The sequence below is a fragment of the Pseudomonas sp. genome, from assembly GCF_002796985.1.
GTDB lineage: Bacteria > Pseudomonadota > Gammaproteobacteria > Pseudomonadales > Pseudomonadaceae > Pseudomonas.
Genome location: NZ_PEKX01000007.1, coordinates 379,292 through 394,825, shown reverse-complemented (window position 1 = coordinate 394,825; position 15,534 = coordinate 379,292). Strand labels below are relative to the sequence as shown.

The following is a 15,534-nucleotide window of genomic DNA, read 5'->3' as shown; positions in this document are numbered from 1 at the left end:
CCAAGTGAAGCGGGGCTGCCTCGCTCCCCGCGTGCAGCCCCGCCCTTTTTTCTAGCACCGATCCAGCCCTGTTGGCCTGGAGCGCCTCACAAGTTTAGTGAATCACACCGACTCGCGAGAAATTCGGTAGATTGCGCATTTTCGGATCCGGCCAGCTCATCCACACCGCAAACGCCTTGCCGACGATATTGCGGTCCGGAACCATGCCCAGCAGATTCTTCGGGATCTTCGGGTCGTTCCAGTAGCGGCTGTCGTTGGAGTTGTCGCGGTTGTCGCCCATCATGAAGTAGTGCTCTGCGGGGACTTTCCACTGCTTGCCCGGCTCGATGCGGAAACGGGTCATTTCCTTGCGGATCATGTGCTCCGCAGCGCCAAGCTTCTCCTGGTACAGGGTCACGCTGCCCAGGGTACCCGGCTCCTCGCCTACCAGCGACTCGGCCACCGGCTGGTCGTTGATGTACAGGCGCTTGTCACTGGTGTAACGGATGGTGTCGCCCGGCACGCCGACGACGCGTTTGATGTAGTTGATGTTCGGGTCGCTGGGGTAGCGGAACACCATGACATCGCCACGTTGCGGGTCTCCCACCGGGATCACCTTGGTGTCCAGCACCGGCAGGCGGATGCCATAGGCAAACTTGTTCACCAGGATGAAATCGCCCACTTCCAGCGTCGGCTTCATCGAGCCCGACGGGATCTGGAAAGGCTCGACCAGGAACGAACGCAGCACCAACACGATGAACAGTACCGGGAAGAACGACTTGCCGTATTCGACCAGTATCGGTTCCTTGTTCAGCTTCTCCAGCACTTCCGGGTCGGCTTCGCCGACCGTGCCTTCATAGGCGGAAATGGCCGCCCGGCGGCGCGGTGCGAACAGCACCAGATCCACCAGGGCGAGAACACCGCAAACAGCAACGGCAATCACCAGCAACAGCGGGAAATTCAGGGTCATAGGGTTCAACTGTCCACTTTGAGCACGGCGAGGAAGGCTTCCTGCGGAATCTCCACGCTACCGACCTGCTTCATCCTTTTCTTACCAGCCTTCTGCTTCTCCAGCAGCTTGCGCTTACGGCTCACGTCACCACCGTAACACTTGGCCAGCACGTTCTTCCTGAGCGCCTTGACCGTCGAGCGGGCGATGACCTGCCCACCGATAGCCGCCTGAATCGCGACGTCGAACATCTGCCGCGGAATCAGTTCTTTCATCTTTTCCACCAACTGACGCCCTTTGTACGGGGCGTTATCGCGGTGAACGATCAGGGCGAGGGCGTCAACCTTCTCACCGTTGATCAGCACATCGAGACGTACCAGGTTGGCCGGCTCGAAACGATCGAAGCTGTAGTCCAGCGAAGCATAGCCACGACTGGTGGACTTCAGGCGATCGAAGAAGTCCAGCACCACTTCGTTCATCGGCATATCGTAGATCACCTGGACCTGGCCGCTGAGGAAGTGCATGTCGCGCTGAACGCCGCGCTTTTCGATGCACAGGGTAATGACGTTGCCCAGGTGCTCCTGAGGCACAAGGATGGTGGCGCGGCAGATCGGCTCGCGCATTTCATCGATGGACGAGATATCGGGCAGCTTGGACGGGTTGTCGACGTAGATGATCTCGCCGTTCTTCTGCACGATCTCGAAGATCACGGTCGGTGCGGTGGTGATCAGGTCCAGGTCGTATTCGCGCTCCAGGCGCTCCTGGATGATCTCCATGTGCAGCATGCCGAGGAAGCCGATGCGGAAGCCAAAACCCAGGGCTTCGGAGCTTTCCGGCTCGTATTGCAGCGCAGCGTCGTTCAGCGTCAGCTTCTGCAGGGCTTCGCGGAAGTCCTCGAAATCATCTGAACTGACCGGGAACAGGCCGGCGTAAACCTGCGGCTTGATGCGTTTGAAGCCCGGCAGCACGTCCACGTCGGGCGTGCTGTTCAGGGTCAGGGTATCGCCCACCGGCGCACCAAGAATCTCCTTGATGCCGGCGATGATGAAGCCCACTTCGCCGGCCTTGAGGTCCGGAGTCTCGGTGTGCTTCGGGGTGAAGACGCCGACGCTGTCCACCTGGTGGACCTTGCCGGTGGACTTCACCAGGATCTTGTCGCCTTTCTTGACGCGGCCGTGTTTCACACGCACCAGCGAGACCACGCCCAGGTAGTTGTCGAACCAGGAGTCGATGATCAGCGCTTGCAGCGGTGCATCGATATTGCCTTCCGGAGCGGGAATGGTGGCAACCAGGCGCTCCAGCACCTCGTCGACGCCCATGCCGCTCTTGGCCGAGCAGGCCACGGCGTCGGTGGCATCGATACCGATGATGCTCTCGATCTCGTCTTTAACGCGGTCCGGGTCGGCCTGCGGCAGGTCCATCTTGTTCAGCACGGGCATGACTTCCAGGCCCTGCTCGATGGCGGTGTAGCAGTTGGCGACCGACTGCGCTTCCACGCCCTGGCCGGCATCGACCACCAGCAGCGCGCCTTCGCAGGCGGCCAGCGAACGGCTGACTTCGTAGGTGAAGTCGACGTGGCCGGGGGTATCGATGAAGTTCAACTGGTAGGTCTTGCCGTCCTTCGCCTTGTAGTGAAGGGTCACGCTGTGCGCTTTGATAGTGATGCCGCGCTCGCGCTCCAGGTCCATGGAGTCCAGTACCTGGGCCTCCATCTCGCGATCGGACAGGCCGCCGCACATCTGGATGAAGCGGTCTGCCAGCGTCGACTTGCCATGGTCGATGTGGGCGATGATGGAGAAATTGCGGATATGACTCAGGTCACTCACGGCGAACACACTCGGAAGGCTGAAGGCGGCGGTCCGCCGAAAAATAGCGGGGGAGTTTACCTGAATACAGCCGGACGCGTCACGCCGCGCCGGGCACAGGCATGAAAAAGGGCGACCGAAGCCGCCCTTTCTGGTGCGCCGACCTTACTCGGTCAGCTTGAACGTGATGAAGCTGGCACGTCCCTGGCGCAGCACGCGCATGGAAATCGAACGGTCCTTGGGCAGCGCCTTGGCGATATCGCTGAAGGTTTTCGAAGAATCCACCGCACGGTTGTTCAGGTGAGTGATGACGTCTCCCGGACGCAGGCCGATCATGGCTGCCGGGCCACCCTGCACTTCCTTGATCACCACGCCGCCCTTGATGTCCATGGACTTGCGCTGCTCGGAGGTCAGTTCCGCCACGGTCACGCCCATACGGTTGCTGCTGCGCTCGGCGCCCTTGCCCTCGACGGCGGCGACGGCATCGTCGTCGTCCGGCAGGCTACCGATGGTCATATTGAGGGTCTGGCGCTTGTTGTCGCGAATGACTTCCAGAGCCGCCTTGTCGCCCGGTTTCATGTTGCCCACCAGGTGCGGCAGATCGGCGGATTCGTTGATGGTCTGGCCGTTCAGACTCAGGATCACATCACCCACCTGCAGGCCGCCCTTGGCCGCCGGGCCGTCTTCCACCAGTTGCGCCACCAGCGCGCCGGACGGCTTGTCGAGACCGAAGGATTCGGCCAGATCCTTGTTCACTTCCTGGATCACCACGCCCAGCCAACCGCGATTGACCTTGCCGCCGGCTTTCAGCTGATCGGCGACGTTCAGCGCCACATCGATCGGGATTGCGAAGGAAAGCCCCATGAAACCGCCGGAACGGGTGAAGATCTGCGAGTTGATACCCACCACTTCGCCCTGCAGGTTCAGCAGCGGGCCGCCGGAGTTGCCCGGGTTGATCGCCACGTCGGTCTGGATGAACGGCACGTAGTTCTCGTTCGGCAGGCTGCGGCCCTTGGCGCTGACGATACCGGCGGTCACCGAGTGGTCGAAGCCGAACGGCGAACCGATGGCCAGCACCCACTCGCCGACCTTCAGCTTGTCCGAGTCGCCCAGCTTGAGCGTCGGCAGGCCCTTGGCGTCGATCTTCAGTACCGCCACGTCGCTACGCGGGTCGGCACCGACCAGCTTGGCCTTGTGCTCACTGCGATCGGACAGGCGCACGAGGATTTCGTCAGCGTCGGCCACTACGTGGTTGTTGGTGAGGATGTAGCCATCATCGGAAATGATGAAGCCCGAGCCCAGGGATTGGGCCTCGCGCTGCTGACCACGGGGCGCCTGGCCCTGGCCGCGGGGAATGCTGCGCTCGAAGAATTCACGCAGGCCCGGCGGCAGACCATCGAGGTCCGGAATGCCCATCTGCGCGTTAGAGCGATCGGGAAGCTTCTGGGTGGTACTGATGTTGACCACCGCCGGCGAGGCCTTCTCGACCAGCGGAGTGAAGTCCGGTAGTTCAGCCCGCGCGGTGACCGACAGGCTCAGGGCCAGCAGGGCGACCAGCGCAGCCATGCTGCGTTTCAGGGTTTGCATTGACTACAGCTCCCGTGATGTTGATTGGGAAGATCACTAAACAGGGCCGGGCGGCCCACCGACCAGCGCACGCAGCACAACCGGTTGCATCGCCGGATCATTCGAATGGCGCCGCGCGTAGCGACGCACGAGCAGCCAGGCCAGCAGAAAACCCGCCAGCCCGGCCACGATGATAAGAGGTTCTCCCAAATCAAGGCGCGACGCCAGCAACGCCAGCGCGAACAGCCCCAGCATAGGGGAGAGATAGAAAAGCAGGGCACTTTTCAGCAGAAGGTGTTCGTCCACGCCCAGTACGACTTCGTCGCCGGGCGCCAATTCCTGTGAAGCCAAATGCCGCGAAGGCAGCGCGCGCACCTGACTGCGCTCTCGCGCAACGCCGAGCCGCTCCAGAAGGCCCTGGCCGCAACCGGCGCCGGCTGAACAACCTGAGCAGGTGGAGCGACGTAGCGTTTCGACCTGGAAAGCTCCAGACTCGACCGCAATCACCCTCCCCCACTCTTCGATCACTGTGGCTGGGCTCCCGCTGGCCGCATGGACAACGCCACACGTTCAGCCGTGCCACTGGGTATCTCGCCAACCACGGTCACCATCGTACCGCCGTCGTCACTGGCGAACCGCCTCGACACCACAGTGGTCGGGCCCAACTGGGTGCGGGCATCGTCGACCTTGGCACCGTGCAACGGCTCGAGGAATACCGAGAAACGCGCCAGGCCGTCGCCATAAGCGAGGCACAGCACCTGGTCATTGGAGACCGGGCTGCGCTCCTGCAGCGTACTGTTCAGGGTAAAGCCCGGCGGCACCCATTCGGAATGCCAGTTGGTCTTCACCTCGGCAACCTTGGTTTCCTTGACCGGCTTGCAGGCCGCAGTCGGCTGCAACTCGCCGTCATCCGGCGCCGCCATGTCGACACGGGTGAACTGCAGGCGCTCGATGATCTGACCCTTGTCGTTGAGCAACAGGGACTTGAGCGGCAGGCCGGTCTCCTTGTCCAGATGCAGCTCGAAACCGTAGCGATGCTGGTCGCGCGGGATCACGGCCAGGACCACCGCAGAACGATCGGCAATACGTGACTCCCCAGCGACGCGAATGTCATACCAGGAGGCCAGTTCGGTCGGGTTGAGTTTGCGTGCCGGCCACATCTCACTGGTCGATACCTGACCCGACATACCGCCGCCCACGCACTGAGTGGCGCCGTTGATGCGCACCACCTCCTGACGCGGCCCGTCGACCTGGACCAGATGTTCGCGCACCGAGCCGTCGCTCTCCACCCGATGCCAGACATCGTGGGTGGTGAAGGCGCCACTGCGCTCGTAGATGAAGGTGCCCTGGAAGTTCTGTTTCTGATCAGCCTCGGAGAGGCGCTTGATCCAGTCCAACGCATCGGCGGCCTGGACTGGCAATGCCAGCAGACCGCCAAGGAAGAACAACAGTGCTGTCGTCGCGCGCATGTCGCTCCTTAAGGTCGCAAATCAGCGGCTTTCCAGGCTCGCAGCGCGCGCGTAAGGCAGAGCGCTATCGGTGCCGCTGACAGCGGACTGCTGCGCGTGTTGACGCAGGTAACCCGGAAGACGCTGCTCGTGCCAGGTGGTCTGCCCGCCCTGGGCATTGGTGATCACCTGCGGCGCCTCGTCCTGAGTGTAGCCTGCCAGCACCGCCGGGCCTTGCACTTGCGGCAGGGCGATCTGCGGAGTAGCGCCTTGCTGGGCAAGGCCGTTGGCGACACTGTCATCCTGATGGTACATGCGCACACCAGCCAGCACGGCCAGGGTCACCGAAGCGGCAACCGCCAGACGACCGACGTTGCGCCACGGATTGCGGCTGCGCGGCGCCGGTGCGGCCTCATCGGCCAGCGCGGCGGACACAGCGGCGGCGATGTCCAGCTTGGGCATAGCCGGCTCGCGGTGCATCACTGCACTGGCCAACTGGTAACGGGACCAGGTGGCCCGCAATTCGGCGTCCTCGCCGCAGGCTGTCAGCACACGCCGCAGCTCCAGCTCATCCGCTTCGTTATCCATAACAGCGGACAGCGACTCCTGCAGGGCTTCACGACTCATAGCGGTACCTCTCTTGGCTTTTGCCGCTGTATCAGACTTCATCATGCAGCAACGGCTGCAAAGCTTTGTCGATCGCTTCCCGCGCACGGAAGATCCGTGAGCGGACTGTTCCCACCGGACACTGCATCACGGTGGCGATATCTTCATAACTCAGGCCTTCGAACTCACGCAGGGTCAAAGCCGTGCGCAAATCATCAGGCAACTGCTGGATGGTGCGATGGACCGTTTCCTCGATCTCATCCCGCAGCATGGCTCTTTCCGGCGACTCGATGTCCTTCAGGGCGTGGTCGCCGTCGAAGAACTCCGCATCCTCTGCCGTGACATCGCTGTCCGGCGGCCGCCGACCGCGCGCCACCAGATGGTTCTTCGCGGTATTGATGGCGATACGGTACAGCCAGGTATAAAAGGCACTGTCACCCCGGAAGTTACCCAAGGCGCGGTACGCCTTGATGAATGCTTCCTGTGCAACGTCCTGGGCTTCCTGGGCGTCGTGCACGAAACGCACGATGAGCCCCAGAATCTTGTGCTGGTACTTCAATACCAACAGGTCGAAAGCCCGTTTGTCTCCGCGCTGTACCCGTTCAACCAGTTGCTGATCCTGTTCCTGGGTTAGCATGAATGCTCCTCTACGAGCCTGGAGGAGCTTCGAGCACCCTGGTAAATCGTCCTGCCAAGATAGACTCGGGTCTTTTGCAAAAGTTCTCCCCTCCAAGCATGCGCCGCACAGTTTTTTCACATTGGCGGCAATCGGACCCCGACATGCGTCCGAAGCCCGTCAAATTCAACTGTACCGGGCGGAACACCCGCTCTCCTTCCGCGCAATGTCAATCTGCGCGCAAAGTAGATTGGGTATTCCGTGTTTGAACCGGAACGCCTGAAAAAGTTCCGGTGATTGGCTGTGATCAGTCAATGACTTCGATACCAGCCCTGGCGTCCGCCGGGCCAGCTTGAGCGGGGGAGAAGGCCTCCCGCCCTGTGACTGCCGCCCCACCGCACGCACCTTCAGTGTCATCGGTTCGCCAGTATTGTGCCGTGGCCCCCTTCTATATACTAGGGCGCCATTTTGTGGAGCCGGGTATGAGTCAGCATTTCCAGCACGACGTCCTAGTGATCGGCAGCGGGGCCGCCGGCCTGACGCTGGCTTTGACCCTGCCTTCGCACCTGAGGATCGCCGTGCTGAGCAAGGGCGAACTCTCCCAGGGCTCTACCTTCTGGGCCCAGGGCGGTGTCGCTGCCGTGCTGGATGACGCCGATACCGTCGAGTCCCACGTCGAGGACACCTTGGTCGCCGGCGCCGGCCTGTGCCGCGAGGATGCGGTCAAGTTCACTGTCGAGCATAGCCGCGAGGCTATCCAGTGGTTGATCGAGCAGGGCGTGCCCTTCACCCGCGACCATGAACCGGGTCGCGAAGACGGCGGCTTCGAATTTCATCTGACCCGCGAGGGCGGCCACAGCCACCGGCGGATCATCCACGCCGCCGACGCCACCGGCGCAGCCATCTTCAACGCCCTGCTGGAACAGGCGCGGCAGCGGCCGAACATCGAGCTGCTGTCACAACGGGTCGCTGTCGACCTGATCACCGAGCCGAAACTCGGGATAGAGGGTCAACGCTGCCTGGGCGCCTACGTACTGGATCGCGCCACCGGCGAAGTGGACACCTTCAGCGCGCGCTTCACCGTGCTCGCCTCTGGCGGCGCCAGCAAGGTCTACCTCTATACCAGCAACCCCGACGGCAACTCCGGCGATGGCATCGCCATGGCCTGGCGCGCCGGCTGCCGGGTCGGCAACCTGGAATTCAACCAGTTCCATCCGACCTGCCTGTACCACCCGCAGGCCAAGAGTTTTCTGATCACCGAGGCGCTGCGCGGCGAAGGCGCCCTGCTCCGCCTGCCCAATGGCGAGCGCTTCATGCCGCGCTTCCACGCCCTGGGCGAACTCGCCCCGCGCGACGTGGTAGCCCGCGCCATCGACCACGAGATGAAGCGTCTGGGGATCGACTACGTCTACCTGGACATCAGCCACAAGCCGGCCGAGTTCATCCGCGAGCACTTCCCCACCGTCTATGAGCGTTGCCTGGACTTCGGCATCGACATCACCTGCGAGCCCATCCCGGTGGTGCCAGCGGCGCACTACACCTGCGGCGGCGTGCTGGTGGACTCCCGGGGCCGCACCGACGTGCCGAACCTCTACGCCATCGGCGAAACCACCTTCACCGGCCTGCACGGCGCCAACCGCATGGCCAGCAACTCGCTGCTGGAGTGCTTCGTCTACGCCCGCTCCGCCGCCGCCGACATCCTCGCCGAGCTGCCCAAGGCGCAAGACCTGGTCGCACTGCCCTGCTGGGACGCCAGCCAGGTGACCGACTCGGACGAAGACGTGATCATCGCGCACAACTGGGACGAGCTGCGGCGTTTCATGTGGGACTACGTGGGCATCGTGCGCACCAACAAGCGCCTGGCGCGCGCCCAGCACCGGGTGCGCCTGCTGCTGGACGAGATCGACGAGTTCTACTCGAACTACAAGGTCAGCCGTGACCTGATCGAGTTGCGAAACCTCGCCCAGGTGGCCGAGCTGATCATCAACTCCGCCATGCAACGCCACGAGAGCCGTGGACTGCACTACACGCTGGACTACCCGGACCTGTTGCCCGAGGCTCGCGACACTATTCTGGCGCCGCCCACCTATGGCGGCTGAAGCGCAGCCGCACGCGCAAACGCCGGTGCAGCTCCGGCGCCAAGGCATCAGCAGGGACGCAAACGCTGCGCGCCAGCCAGTCGCCGGGGCGACGAAAGCGCAGAACGATCAAAGCAGGCAGCGCCAGGCTGTCCGACATCAGCCGCACCGGCTGAAAGCCTTCCCGCTCGCTCCACAGCTGCCAGCCCTCGGCGTTGTGGCGCAGCGCACGCACCGAGTCCGGCGCGCGCAATAGAATCTGCCGCGGCACAACCCAGCAGGCATGCAATAGGCAGAGGCTCAGGCCGAGCGTTTTCCAGTGAAGGGGAACGTCCGCGAGCAGCAGCGCCAGGATGGCGCAGCACTGCGCGGCAAGGTAGGCCGCCAGCAACCCGATAGACGGTTGCCAGCGACACTCGAAGGGGTCACTTCGGCTGGACACGGTCCAGGATCATGCGAACGATGATGCGCAGGTCGGCATCTTCCGGCTCGCCACGCTGCATGAACCAGCCGAACATGTCCTGATCCTCGCTTTCCAGCAGCTTGCGGAAACGCGCCTGATCTTCAGCCGGCAGGCCCGGATAGGCCTCCTGGAGGAAGGGCACCAGCAGGACGTCCAGTTCCAGCATGCCGCGACGGCTGTGCCAGAAAAGGCGTTTGAGTTCGGTTTCGTCGTTCATCTGCGGGGTCCTCTCGTGTACATCGGGGCGCTCGCGTAGTCGACGCACCGCGCGAGCCGAGCGGCATTATACGCATGCTCGGCTCCCCCGGCACCCGCTGACAAGGCACGGCCCGAGCTCTATCATGAGGCCCCTAACTTTCTTCCAGCGAACCGTGATGACCGACTCCGTTTTCTTCACCGAACTCAATCACGAAGGGATTCTCGCCGTACGCGGTGCGGACGCCGCGAAATTCCTCCAGGGCCAGCTGACCTGCAACCTCAATTACCTCAACGCCGAATATTCCAGCCTCGGCGCCCGCTGCACGCCCAAGGGCCGAATGACCTCCAGCTTCCGCATCCTCGCCGAGGGCGATGGCTTCCTGCTGGCCATGGCCAACGACCTGCTGGACAGCCAGCTGACGGACCTGAAGAAATACGCGGTGTTCTCCAAGGTCACGCTGTCCGATGACAGCGCCCAGCGGGCGCGCTTCGGCCTGAGCGGTGCCGATGCCGTACTTGCCGAACTAGGCCTGACATTGACCGGCGAAGCCGACCAGGTGGCGCGGGCCGACGGCCTGATCGCCATCGGCCTCGGCCAGGGCCGCGTCGAACTCTGGGTGCCGGCCGAACGTGCCGCCGCCATCGCCGACCTGCTGCAGGCTCGCCTGCCCCATGGCGAACTCAACGACTGGCTGCTTGGCCAGGTGCGCGCCGGCGTCGGCCAGGTGTTCGGCGCCACCCGCGAGCTGTTCATTCCGCAGATGATCAACCTGCAGGCCGTGGGCGGCGTGAGCTTCAAGAAGGGCTGTTACACCGGCCAGGAAATCGTCGCGCGCATGCAGTACCTCGGCCGCCTCAAACGCCGCCTGAAGCGCCTGAAGCTCGACGGCGCCGAACTGCCGGAGGCGGGCCGCGAGCTGTTTTCGCCGGTGCACTCCAGTAGCGTGGGCGAAGTGGTGCTGGCCGCCCGCGCGGCCGACGGCGTGGAGCTGCTCGCCGTGCTGCAGGAAGACGCCGCTGCCGATGGCAACGTGCGCCTGGGCGATGACCAGCCCCTGCGCCTGCTGGATCTGCCTTACGTTCTGGACAGCGACCGCGAGATCCAGCGCTGAATTTTGTGCCGGGCGGGGAGCCCGGTTTTCCCTGAAGGACACTTCATGAGCAAGCTTGCCGAAAAAGTACAACAGGAACTGCTGCGGGCCATCGACAACGATGAGCTGGTGCTGCCGACGCTGCCGGAAGTCGCCCTGCGCGTCCGTGAAGCGGCGGAAGACCCGGACATCAGCATCCAGGACCTCAGCAAGGTGATCGGCAACGACGCTGCGCTGACCGCGCGCATCATCAAGGTGGTGAACAGCCCACTGCTGCGCACCAACAAGGAAATCACCGACCTGCAGATGGCGATCAGCCGCCTGGGGATCAACTACACCTGCAACCTGGCCACCGGTCTGGCCATGGAGCAGATGTTCCAGGCCACTTCCGACGTGGTCGACCGCAAGATGCGCGAGGTGTGGAACAAGAGCACCGAGATCGCCGGCATCTGCCACGCCCTGTGCCGCCACTACACCCGCCTGGCGCCGGATCAGGCGACCCTCGCCGGCCTGGTGCATCAGATCGGCGTGCTGCCGATCCTCACCTACGCCGAGGAGCACAGCGAGTTGCTGGCCGATTCCATCAGCCTCAACCATGTGATCGAGCGCATCCACCCGGTCATTGGCGACCGCATCCTCAAGGCCTGGGACTTCCCGGCGCCGATTGCCGCCGTGCCGGGCCAGCACCTGGATTTCAGCCGCGACTCGGCCAAGGTCGACTATGTGGACATCGTCCAGGTCGCCACCCTGCAGAGCTACCTCGGCAGCCAGCACCCCTACACCGAGTTGGACTGGGCGACCATTCCGGCCTTCGCCAAGCTGGGCCTGGACCCGAAGGCGGACGTGAAGGAAGACGAAGACCTCTCCGCCGCCATGGAAGCGGCGATGAGCATGTTGCAGTAAGCGACGTCACAAGCGAGCCGGCGGCAGCGGCCAATCTGTAGTAGCGAGCTTGCTCGCGAACGGATTTCGCTGGAGAACGGTTCGCGAGCAAGCTCGCTCCTACGAAGAGCCCTTGCCACCGTCGAAACCCGCCCCTACCGGCGGGTTTTGCATTTCCGGCTCAGCTGTTTTCCGCCGGGAAGGTCACCCGCACCAGCAGGCCGCCCAGCTCGCCCTGGCCCAGCTCGATATGCGCACGGTGCGCGCTGCAGATCTCGCCGACGATGGCCAGCCCCAGACCGGTACCCTGCTGGCGGCGGCGGTAGAAGCGGCGGAACACCTTGTCGCGCTCCTCCGGTGGGATACCGGGGCCGTCGTCCTCGACTTCCAGCTCGGCCGGCGAGCGCACGCGGATGATCACATTGCCGTCTGCCGGTGCATGGGCGATGGCGTTGTCCACCAGGTTGCTGAGCAGCTCGTTGAGCAGCGTCGGATCGCCCTTCACCCAGGCCGGCTCGTCTGCCTCCAGCGCCAGCGACACGCCGCGCGAATAGGCCAGCGGCGCCAGCGCCAGACCGAGTTCGCGAGCCAGCTGGCCGAGTTCAATGCTCTCCCCTGCCCCCTCGGCAATCGCGCGGGCGCCGCTTTCCACCCGCGCCAGAGACAGCAACTGGTTCGCGAGCCCGGTCACCCGGTCGGTGTTCTGCACGGCCTCGGCCAATGTCGCGCGCCACTGCTGCGGGTCCTGCTCACGCAGGCCCAGTTCCAGCCGCGCCTTGAGCGCCGCCAGCGGGGTACGCAACTCGTGAGAGGCCTCGGCAATGAACTGCGACTGGCGGTCGAACAGCCCGCGCAGGCGCACAGTGAAGTGGTTGAGCGCCGCCACCAGCGGGCGCAACTCTTTCTGTACACGGACTACCGGCAGCGGCCGCAAGTCGTCCGGCTGGCGCTCCTCCACCGCTTCGCGCAACCGATCCAGCGGGCGCAGGCCGGCGCTCACCGCGTACCAGACCATCATCAGGGCGGCGATGGCCGACAGCGCGAGGTTGAGCAGCGTGTCGGCGAGCAGGGTGCGCGCCAGCCGCTCGCGGGCGCCCATGGTTTCGGCGACACGGATTTCCGCCATGCCGCTGACCGTCGGCTGGCTCACTGGCTGCAACAGGCTGACCACCCGCACGCCCTGCCCTTCATAGGAGGCGTCGTAAAACTTGGCGAGCGCCGGGTAATCGTCGGTGCGCGGCGTGGTCGGCAGCGGCGCCGGCAGGTTCTCGTAGCCGGAGATCATGTTCCCCTGGGGATCGATCACCTGGTAGAAGATGCGCCCGGCGCTGTCGTACTCGAAGCTGTCCAGCGCCACGTAGGGCACGTTGGCGCGCAGGGTGCCGTCGCTGGCGTAGAGGCCGTCGGCGATGTCGCGCGCCGAAGCCAGCAAGGTGCGGTCATAGGCAATGTCGGCGGCATGCCGGGCACGCCAGTAAGTCGCCGCGCTGCCGATCAGCAGCAACACCACCAGCAACCCGCCGAGACGCCAGAGCAGCCGGCCGCGCAGGCTGCCGGCGCCGAGAAAACCCCAGCGCCGCTCAGCCATCCTGGGCCTCGAGCAGATAGCCCAGGCCACGGAAGGTGACGATACGCACCGAACTGCCTTCAAGTTTCTTGCGCAGACGGTGCACGTAGATTTCGATGGCGTCCGCGCTGGCGTCCTGGTCCAGGCCGAACACCTGGGCCGCCAGTTGCTCCTTGCTCATCACCCGCCCCGGCCGCGCGATCAGCGCCTCCAGCACGGCCTGCTCGCGGGAGGTCAGGTTCATCGCCTGCTCGGCCAGGGTGAAGCGCCGCGCGCCGAGGTCGTAGACCAGCTCGCCGCAGCGCTGCTGCTGTTCGCCACCCAGCACACTGCGGCGCAGCAAGGCCTTCACCCGCGCTTCCAGCTCGGTGAGCTCGAAGGGTTTGGCCAGGTAGTCGTCGGCGCCCAGGTTCAGCCCATGCACGCGGTCGCGCACTTCGCCGCGCGCGGTGAGCATCAGCACCGGCAGGGTCTTGCCACGCTCGCGCAGGCGCGCCAGCACCTGAAAGCCATCGAGCCGCGGCAGGCCGACATCAAGGATCGCCAGCGCATAGTCCTCGCTGGCAAGGGCCAGGTCGGCCGCTACGCCGTCCTGCAGCAGGTCCACGGTCCAGCCGGCGCCCTTGAGCGCCTGGGCGACGCTTTCGCCAAGCTGCGGATGGTCTTCAACCAGGAGGATTCGCACGCGTTTCTACCCCTCGGACTACAGGTTCGGGCCGGCAGTTTACCCATCCGCGAGCCGCTGTGAATGGGGGAAATTCGCTGAAATCACTGCGAAAGGTGACTGAAAGCCTGGCGAAAGCTTAGCCCGTTAGCATCGCCAACGAGCCGCCTCCCACCCCCCGATTTTCAGCGCCGACTGCCCAGGCGCAACGGTGGGAGAAGCAGGCTCGACGACGGCAAAGACCGTCAACAGAGCGGAAGGCGGCGTGGTGCCCTTTCGCGACAACAACAAGAATGGAGACCACAGATGACCACCGCCCGGCCTTTGGCTGCACCGGCTTTCGCCAAGCCCAACTCCCGCTGTCTGACACCCGCCCTGCTGGCTTTCGCCGGGGTCGCCCCGTTGTGCGAAGCCGCCGGCTTCATCGAAGACAGCAGCGCCACGCTCAGCACCCAGAACATCTACTTCAACCGTGACTTCCGCGACGGCGCCGGCCAGTCCAAGCGCGAAGAATGGGCGCAGGGTTTCATCCTTGATTTCCAGTCCGGCTACACCCCCGGCACCATTGGCGTCGGCCTGGACGCCATGGGCATGCTCGGCCTCAAGCTCGATTCGTCCCCGGACCGCACCGGCACCGGCCTGCTTCCGACCCACGATGACGGTCGCGCCGCCGACGAATACAGCAAGCTCGGCCTGACCGCCAAGTTCAAGGCCTCCGAGACGGAGCTGAAGATCGGCAGCCTGATCCCCGACCTGCCAACCCTGCAGCCCAACGACAGCCGACTGTTCCCGCAGACCTTCGAGGGCGGCTTGCTCAACTCCACCGACCTGCCCGGCCTGAACTTCACCGGCGGGCGCCTGGAGAAAGTGAAAGACCGCGACTCCACCGACTGGCAGGACCTCGCGCTGAACAACAAGAACAAACGCTTTTCCGGCGGCAACGCCGAAGGCAAGCACTACGACCTGGCCGGTGGCGACTACAAATTCACCGACCACCTCACCGGCCGCTACCACTACGCGCAGCTGGACGAGGTCTACCGCCAGCACTTCGTCGGCCTGCTCGCGGCCTACCCGCTGGGCCCAGGCAAGTTCAGCGCCGATTTGCGCCTGGCCCTCAGCGACGACCAGGGCGCTGCCCGAGGCGGGGAGATCGACAACCGAGCCTTCAACGGCATGCTCGGCTACGCCCTGGGCGCCAACAAGTTCAGCCTCGGCTGGCAACAGATGAACGGCGACACGGCCTTCCCCTACATCGACGGCAGCAACCCCTACCTCGTCAACTTCGTCCAGGTCGGCGACTTTGCCGACGCCGAGGAACGCTCCTGGCAGGTGCGCCACGACTACGACTTCGCCGGCCTCGGCATCCCCGGCCTGACCCTGATGAATCGCTACATCAGCGGTGACAATGCCAAAATCAACGGCATGGACGGTCACGGCAAGGAATGGGAGCGCAACACCGACATCAAGTACGTGATCCAGAGCGGCCCGCTCAAGGACGTCGCGGTGCGCGTGCGTAACGCCACCTACCGTTCCAGCTTCGCGCGGGACGCCGACGAGACGCGTGTCTACCTCAGCTACTCCCTGGCGATCTGGTAAACCGACAACAACAAGAGAGGAATCGC

15 protein-coding genes are annotated in these 15,534 nt (G+C 64.2%); 4 read left to right on the top strand and 11 right to left on the bottom strand.

Annotated features, from left to right (window positions below; translation table 11 throughout):
- Nucleotides 1–94 precede the first annotated feature (94 nt).
- The 7 genes from lepB to rpoE form a co-directional block, all read right to left on the bottom strand.
- On the bottom strand, nt 95–949 hold the full coding sequence (gene lepB / locus CTR55_RS07315) for a signal peptidase I (protein WP_296285254.1): 855 nt from the start codon (nt 947–949) through the stop codon (nt 95–97).
- A 5-nt stretch (nt 950–954) separates the two neighbouring features.
- On the bottom strand, nt 955–2,754 hold the full coding sequence (lepA, locus tag CTR55_RS07310) for a translation elongation factor 4 (protein WP_296285253.1): 1,800 nt from the start codon (nt 2,752–2,754) through the stop codon (nt 955–957).
- A 144-nt stretch (nt 2,755–2,898) separates the two neighbouring features.
- Nucleotides 2,899–4,320 carry a DegQ family serine endoprotease gene (locus CTR55_RS07305; protein ID WP_296285252.1) on the bottom strand — a complete coding sequence of 474 codons (1,422 nt, stop codon included), beginning with the start codon at nt 4,318–4,320 and terminating at the stop codon, nt 2,899–2,901.
- Nucleotides 4,321–4,356: 36 nt separating this feature from the next.
- On the bottom strand, nt 4,357–4,827 hold the full coding sequence (locus CTR55_RS07300) for a SoxR reducing system RseC family protein (protein WP_296285251.1): 471 nt from the start codon (nt 4,825–4,827) through the stop codon (nt 4,357–4,359).
- A complete protein-coding gene (locus tag CTR55_RS07295) occupies nt 4,824–5,768 on the bottom strand; it encodes a MucB/RseB C-terminal domain-containing protein (RefSeq protein WP_296285250.1) in 945 nt (314 codons plus the stop codon). The genes CTR55_RS07300 and CTR55_RS07295 overlap by 4 nt, the downstream gene beginning before the upstream one ends.
- A gap of 21 nt (nt 5,769–5,789) precedes the next feature.
- A complete protein-coding gene (locus tag CTR55_RS07290) occupies nt 5,790–6,374 on the bottom strand; it encodes an RseA family anti-sigma factor (protein ID WP_296285249.1) in 585 nt (194 codons plus the stop codon).
- Between the two features lie 31 nt (nt 6,375–6,405).
- The gene (gene rpoE / locus CTR55_RS07285) at nt 6,406–6,990 is read right to left on the bottom strand and encodes an RNA polymerase sigma factor RpoE (RefSeq protein WP_017516654.1); all 585 of its coding nucleotides are present in this window, start codon (nt 6,988–6,990) and stop codon (nt 6,406–6,408) included.
- 461 nt (nt 6,991–7,451) lie between these two features.
- On the opposite strand from rpoE, the gene nadB reads away from it, so the two are divergent.
- Nucleotides 7,452–9,068 carry an L-aspartate oxidase gene (nadB, locus tag CTR55_RS07280; protein WP_296285248.1) on the top strand — a complete coding sequence of 539 codons (1,617 nt, stop codon included), beginning with the start codon at nt 7,452–7,454 and terminating at the stop codon, nt 9,066–9,068.
- Here the strand turns inward: nadB and CTR55_RS07275 are convergent.
- Together CTR55_RS07275 and CTR55_RS07270 are read right to left on the bottom strand one after the other, a co-directional pair.
- Nucleotides 9,037–9,489 (bottom strand): protein YgfX, encoded by a 453-nt coding sequence (locus CTR55_RS07275; protein ID WP_296285247.1) that lies wholly within the window; start codon nt 9,487–9,489, stop codon nt 9,037–9,039. The two genes, nadB and CTR55_RS07275, sit on opposite strands and share 32 nt — an antisense overlap.
- Entirely contained in the window at nt 9,473–9,727 is a 255-nt protein-coding gene (locus CTR55_RS07270) for a succinate dehydrogenase assembly factor 2 (protein WP_296285246.1), read from the bottom strand. The genes CTR55_RS07275 and CTR55_RS07270 overlap by 17 nt, the downstream gene beginning before the upstream one ends.
- A gap of 157 nt (nt 9,728–9,884) precedes the next feature.
- Here CTR55_RS07270 and CTR55_RS07265 point away from each other — a divergent pair, with 157 nt between their 5' ends.
- Both CTR55_RS07265 and CTR55_RS07260 read left to right on the top strand, forming a co-directional pair.
- Nucleotides 9,885–10,820, top strand: coding sequence for a folate-binding protein (locus tag CTR55_RS07265; protein ID WP_296285245.1), 936 nt, complete (start codon nt 9,885–9,887; stop codon nt 10,818–10,820).
- A gap of 45 nt (nt 10,821–10,865) precedes the next feature.
- Entirely contained in the window at nt 10,866–11,702 is an 837-nt protein-coding gene (locus CTR55_RS07260; RefSeq protein WP_192289745.1) for an HDOD domain-containing protein, read from the top strand.
- A gap of 160 nt (nt 11,703–11,862) precedes the next feature.
- Here the strand turns inward: CTR55_RS07260 and CTR55_RS07255 are convergent, their stop codons facing one another.
- Together CTR55_RS07255 and CTR55_RS07250 are read right to left on the bottom strand one after the other, a co-directional pair.
- Nucleotides 11,863–13,269: a sensor histidine kinase gene (locus tag CTR55_RS07255; RefSeq protein WP_296285244.1), complete on the bottom strand. Its 1,407-nt coding sequence runs from the start codon at nt 13,267–13,269 to the stop codon at nt 11,863–11,865.
- Nucleotides 13,262–13,933 (bottom strand): response regulator, encoded by a 672-nt coding sequence (locus CTR55_RS07250; RefSeq protein WP_024765529.1) that lies wholly within the window; start codon nt 13,931–13,933, stop codon nt 13,262–13,264. The genes CTR55_RS07255 and CTR55_RS07250 overlap by 8 nt, the downstream gene beginning before the upstream one ends.
- 285 nt (nt 13,934–14,218) lie before the next feature.
- Here CTR55_RS07250 and CTR55_RS07245 point away from each other — a divergent pair, with 285 nt between their 5' ends.
- On the top strand, nt 14,219–15,508 hold the full coding sequence (locus CTR55_RS07245) for an OprD family porin (protein ID WP_296285243.1): 1,290 nt from the start codon (nt 14,219–14,221) through the stop codon (nt 15,506–15,508).
- Nucleotides 15,509–15,534 lie beyond the last annotated feature (26 nt).

Coding starts and splice junctions, on each gene's coding strand:
- lepB (WP_296285254.1), bottom strand. CDS start 949: ATGACCCTGAATTTCCCGCTGTTGCTGGTGATTGCCGTTGCTGTTTGC.
- CTR55_RS07305 (WP_296285252.1), bottom strand. CDS start 4,320: ATGCAAACCCTGAAACGCAGCATGGCTGCGCTGGTCGCCCTGCTGGCC.
- CTR55_RS07295 (WP_296285250.1), bottom strand. CDS start 5,768: ATGCGCGCGACGACAGCACTGTTGTTCTTCCTTGGCGGTCTGCTGGCA.
- CTR55_RS07290 (WP_296285249.1), bottom strand. CDS start 6,374: ATGAGTCGTGAAGCCCTGCAGGAGTCGCTGTCCGCTGTTATGGATAAC.
- rpoE (WP_017516654.1), bottom strand. CDS start 6,990: ATGCTAACCCAGGAACAGGATCAGCAACTGGTTGAACGGGTACAGCGC.
- nadB (WP_296285248.1), top strand. CDS start 7,452: ATGAGTCAGCATTTCCAGCACGACGTCCTAGTGATCGGCAGCGGGGCC.
- CTR55_RS07270 (WP_296285246.1), bottom strand. CDS start 9,727: ATGAACGACGAAACCGAACTCAAACGCCTTTTCTGGCACAGCCGTCGC.
- CTR55_RS07265 (WP_296285245.1), top strand. CDS start 9,885: ATGACCGACTCCGTTTTCTTCACCGAACTCAATCACGAAGGGATTCTC.
- CTR55_RS07260 (WP_192289745.1), top strand. CDS start 10,866: ATGAGCAAGCTTGCCGAAAAAGTACAACAGGAACTGCTGCGGGCCATC.
- CTR55_RS07255 (WP_296285244.1), bottom strand. CDS start 13,269: ATGGCTGAGCGGCGCTGGGGTTTTCTCGGCGCCGGCAGCCTGCGCGGC.
- CTR55_RS07245 (WP_296285243.1), top strand. CDS start 14,219: ATGACCACCGCCCGGCCTTTGGCTGCACCGGCTTTCGCCAAGCCCAAC.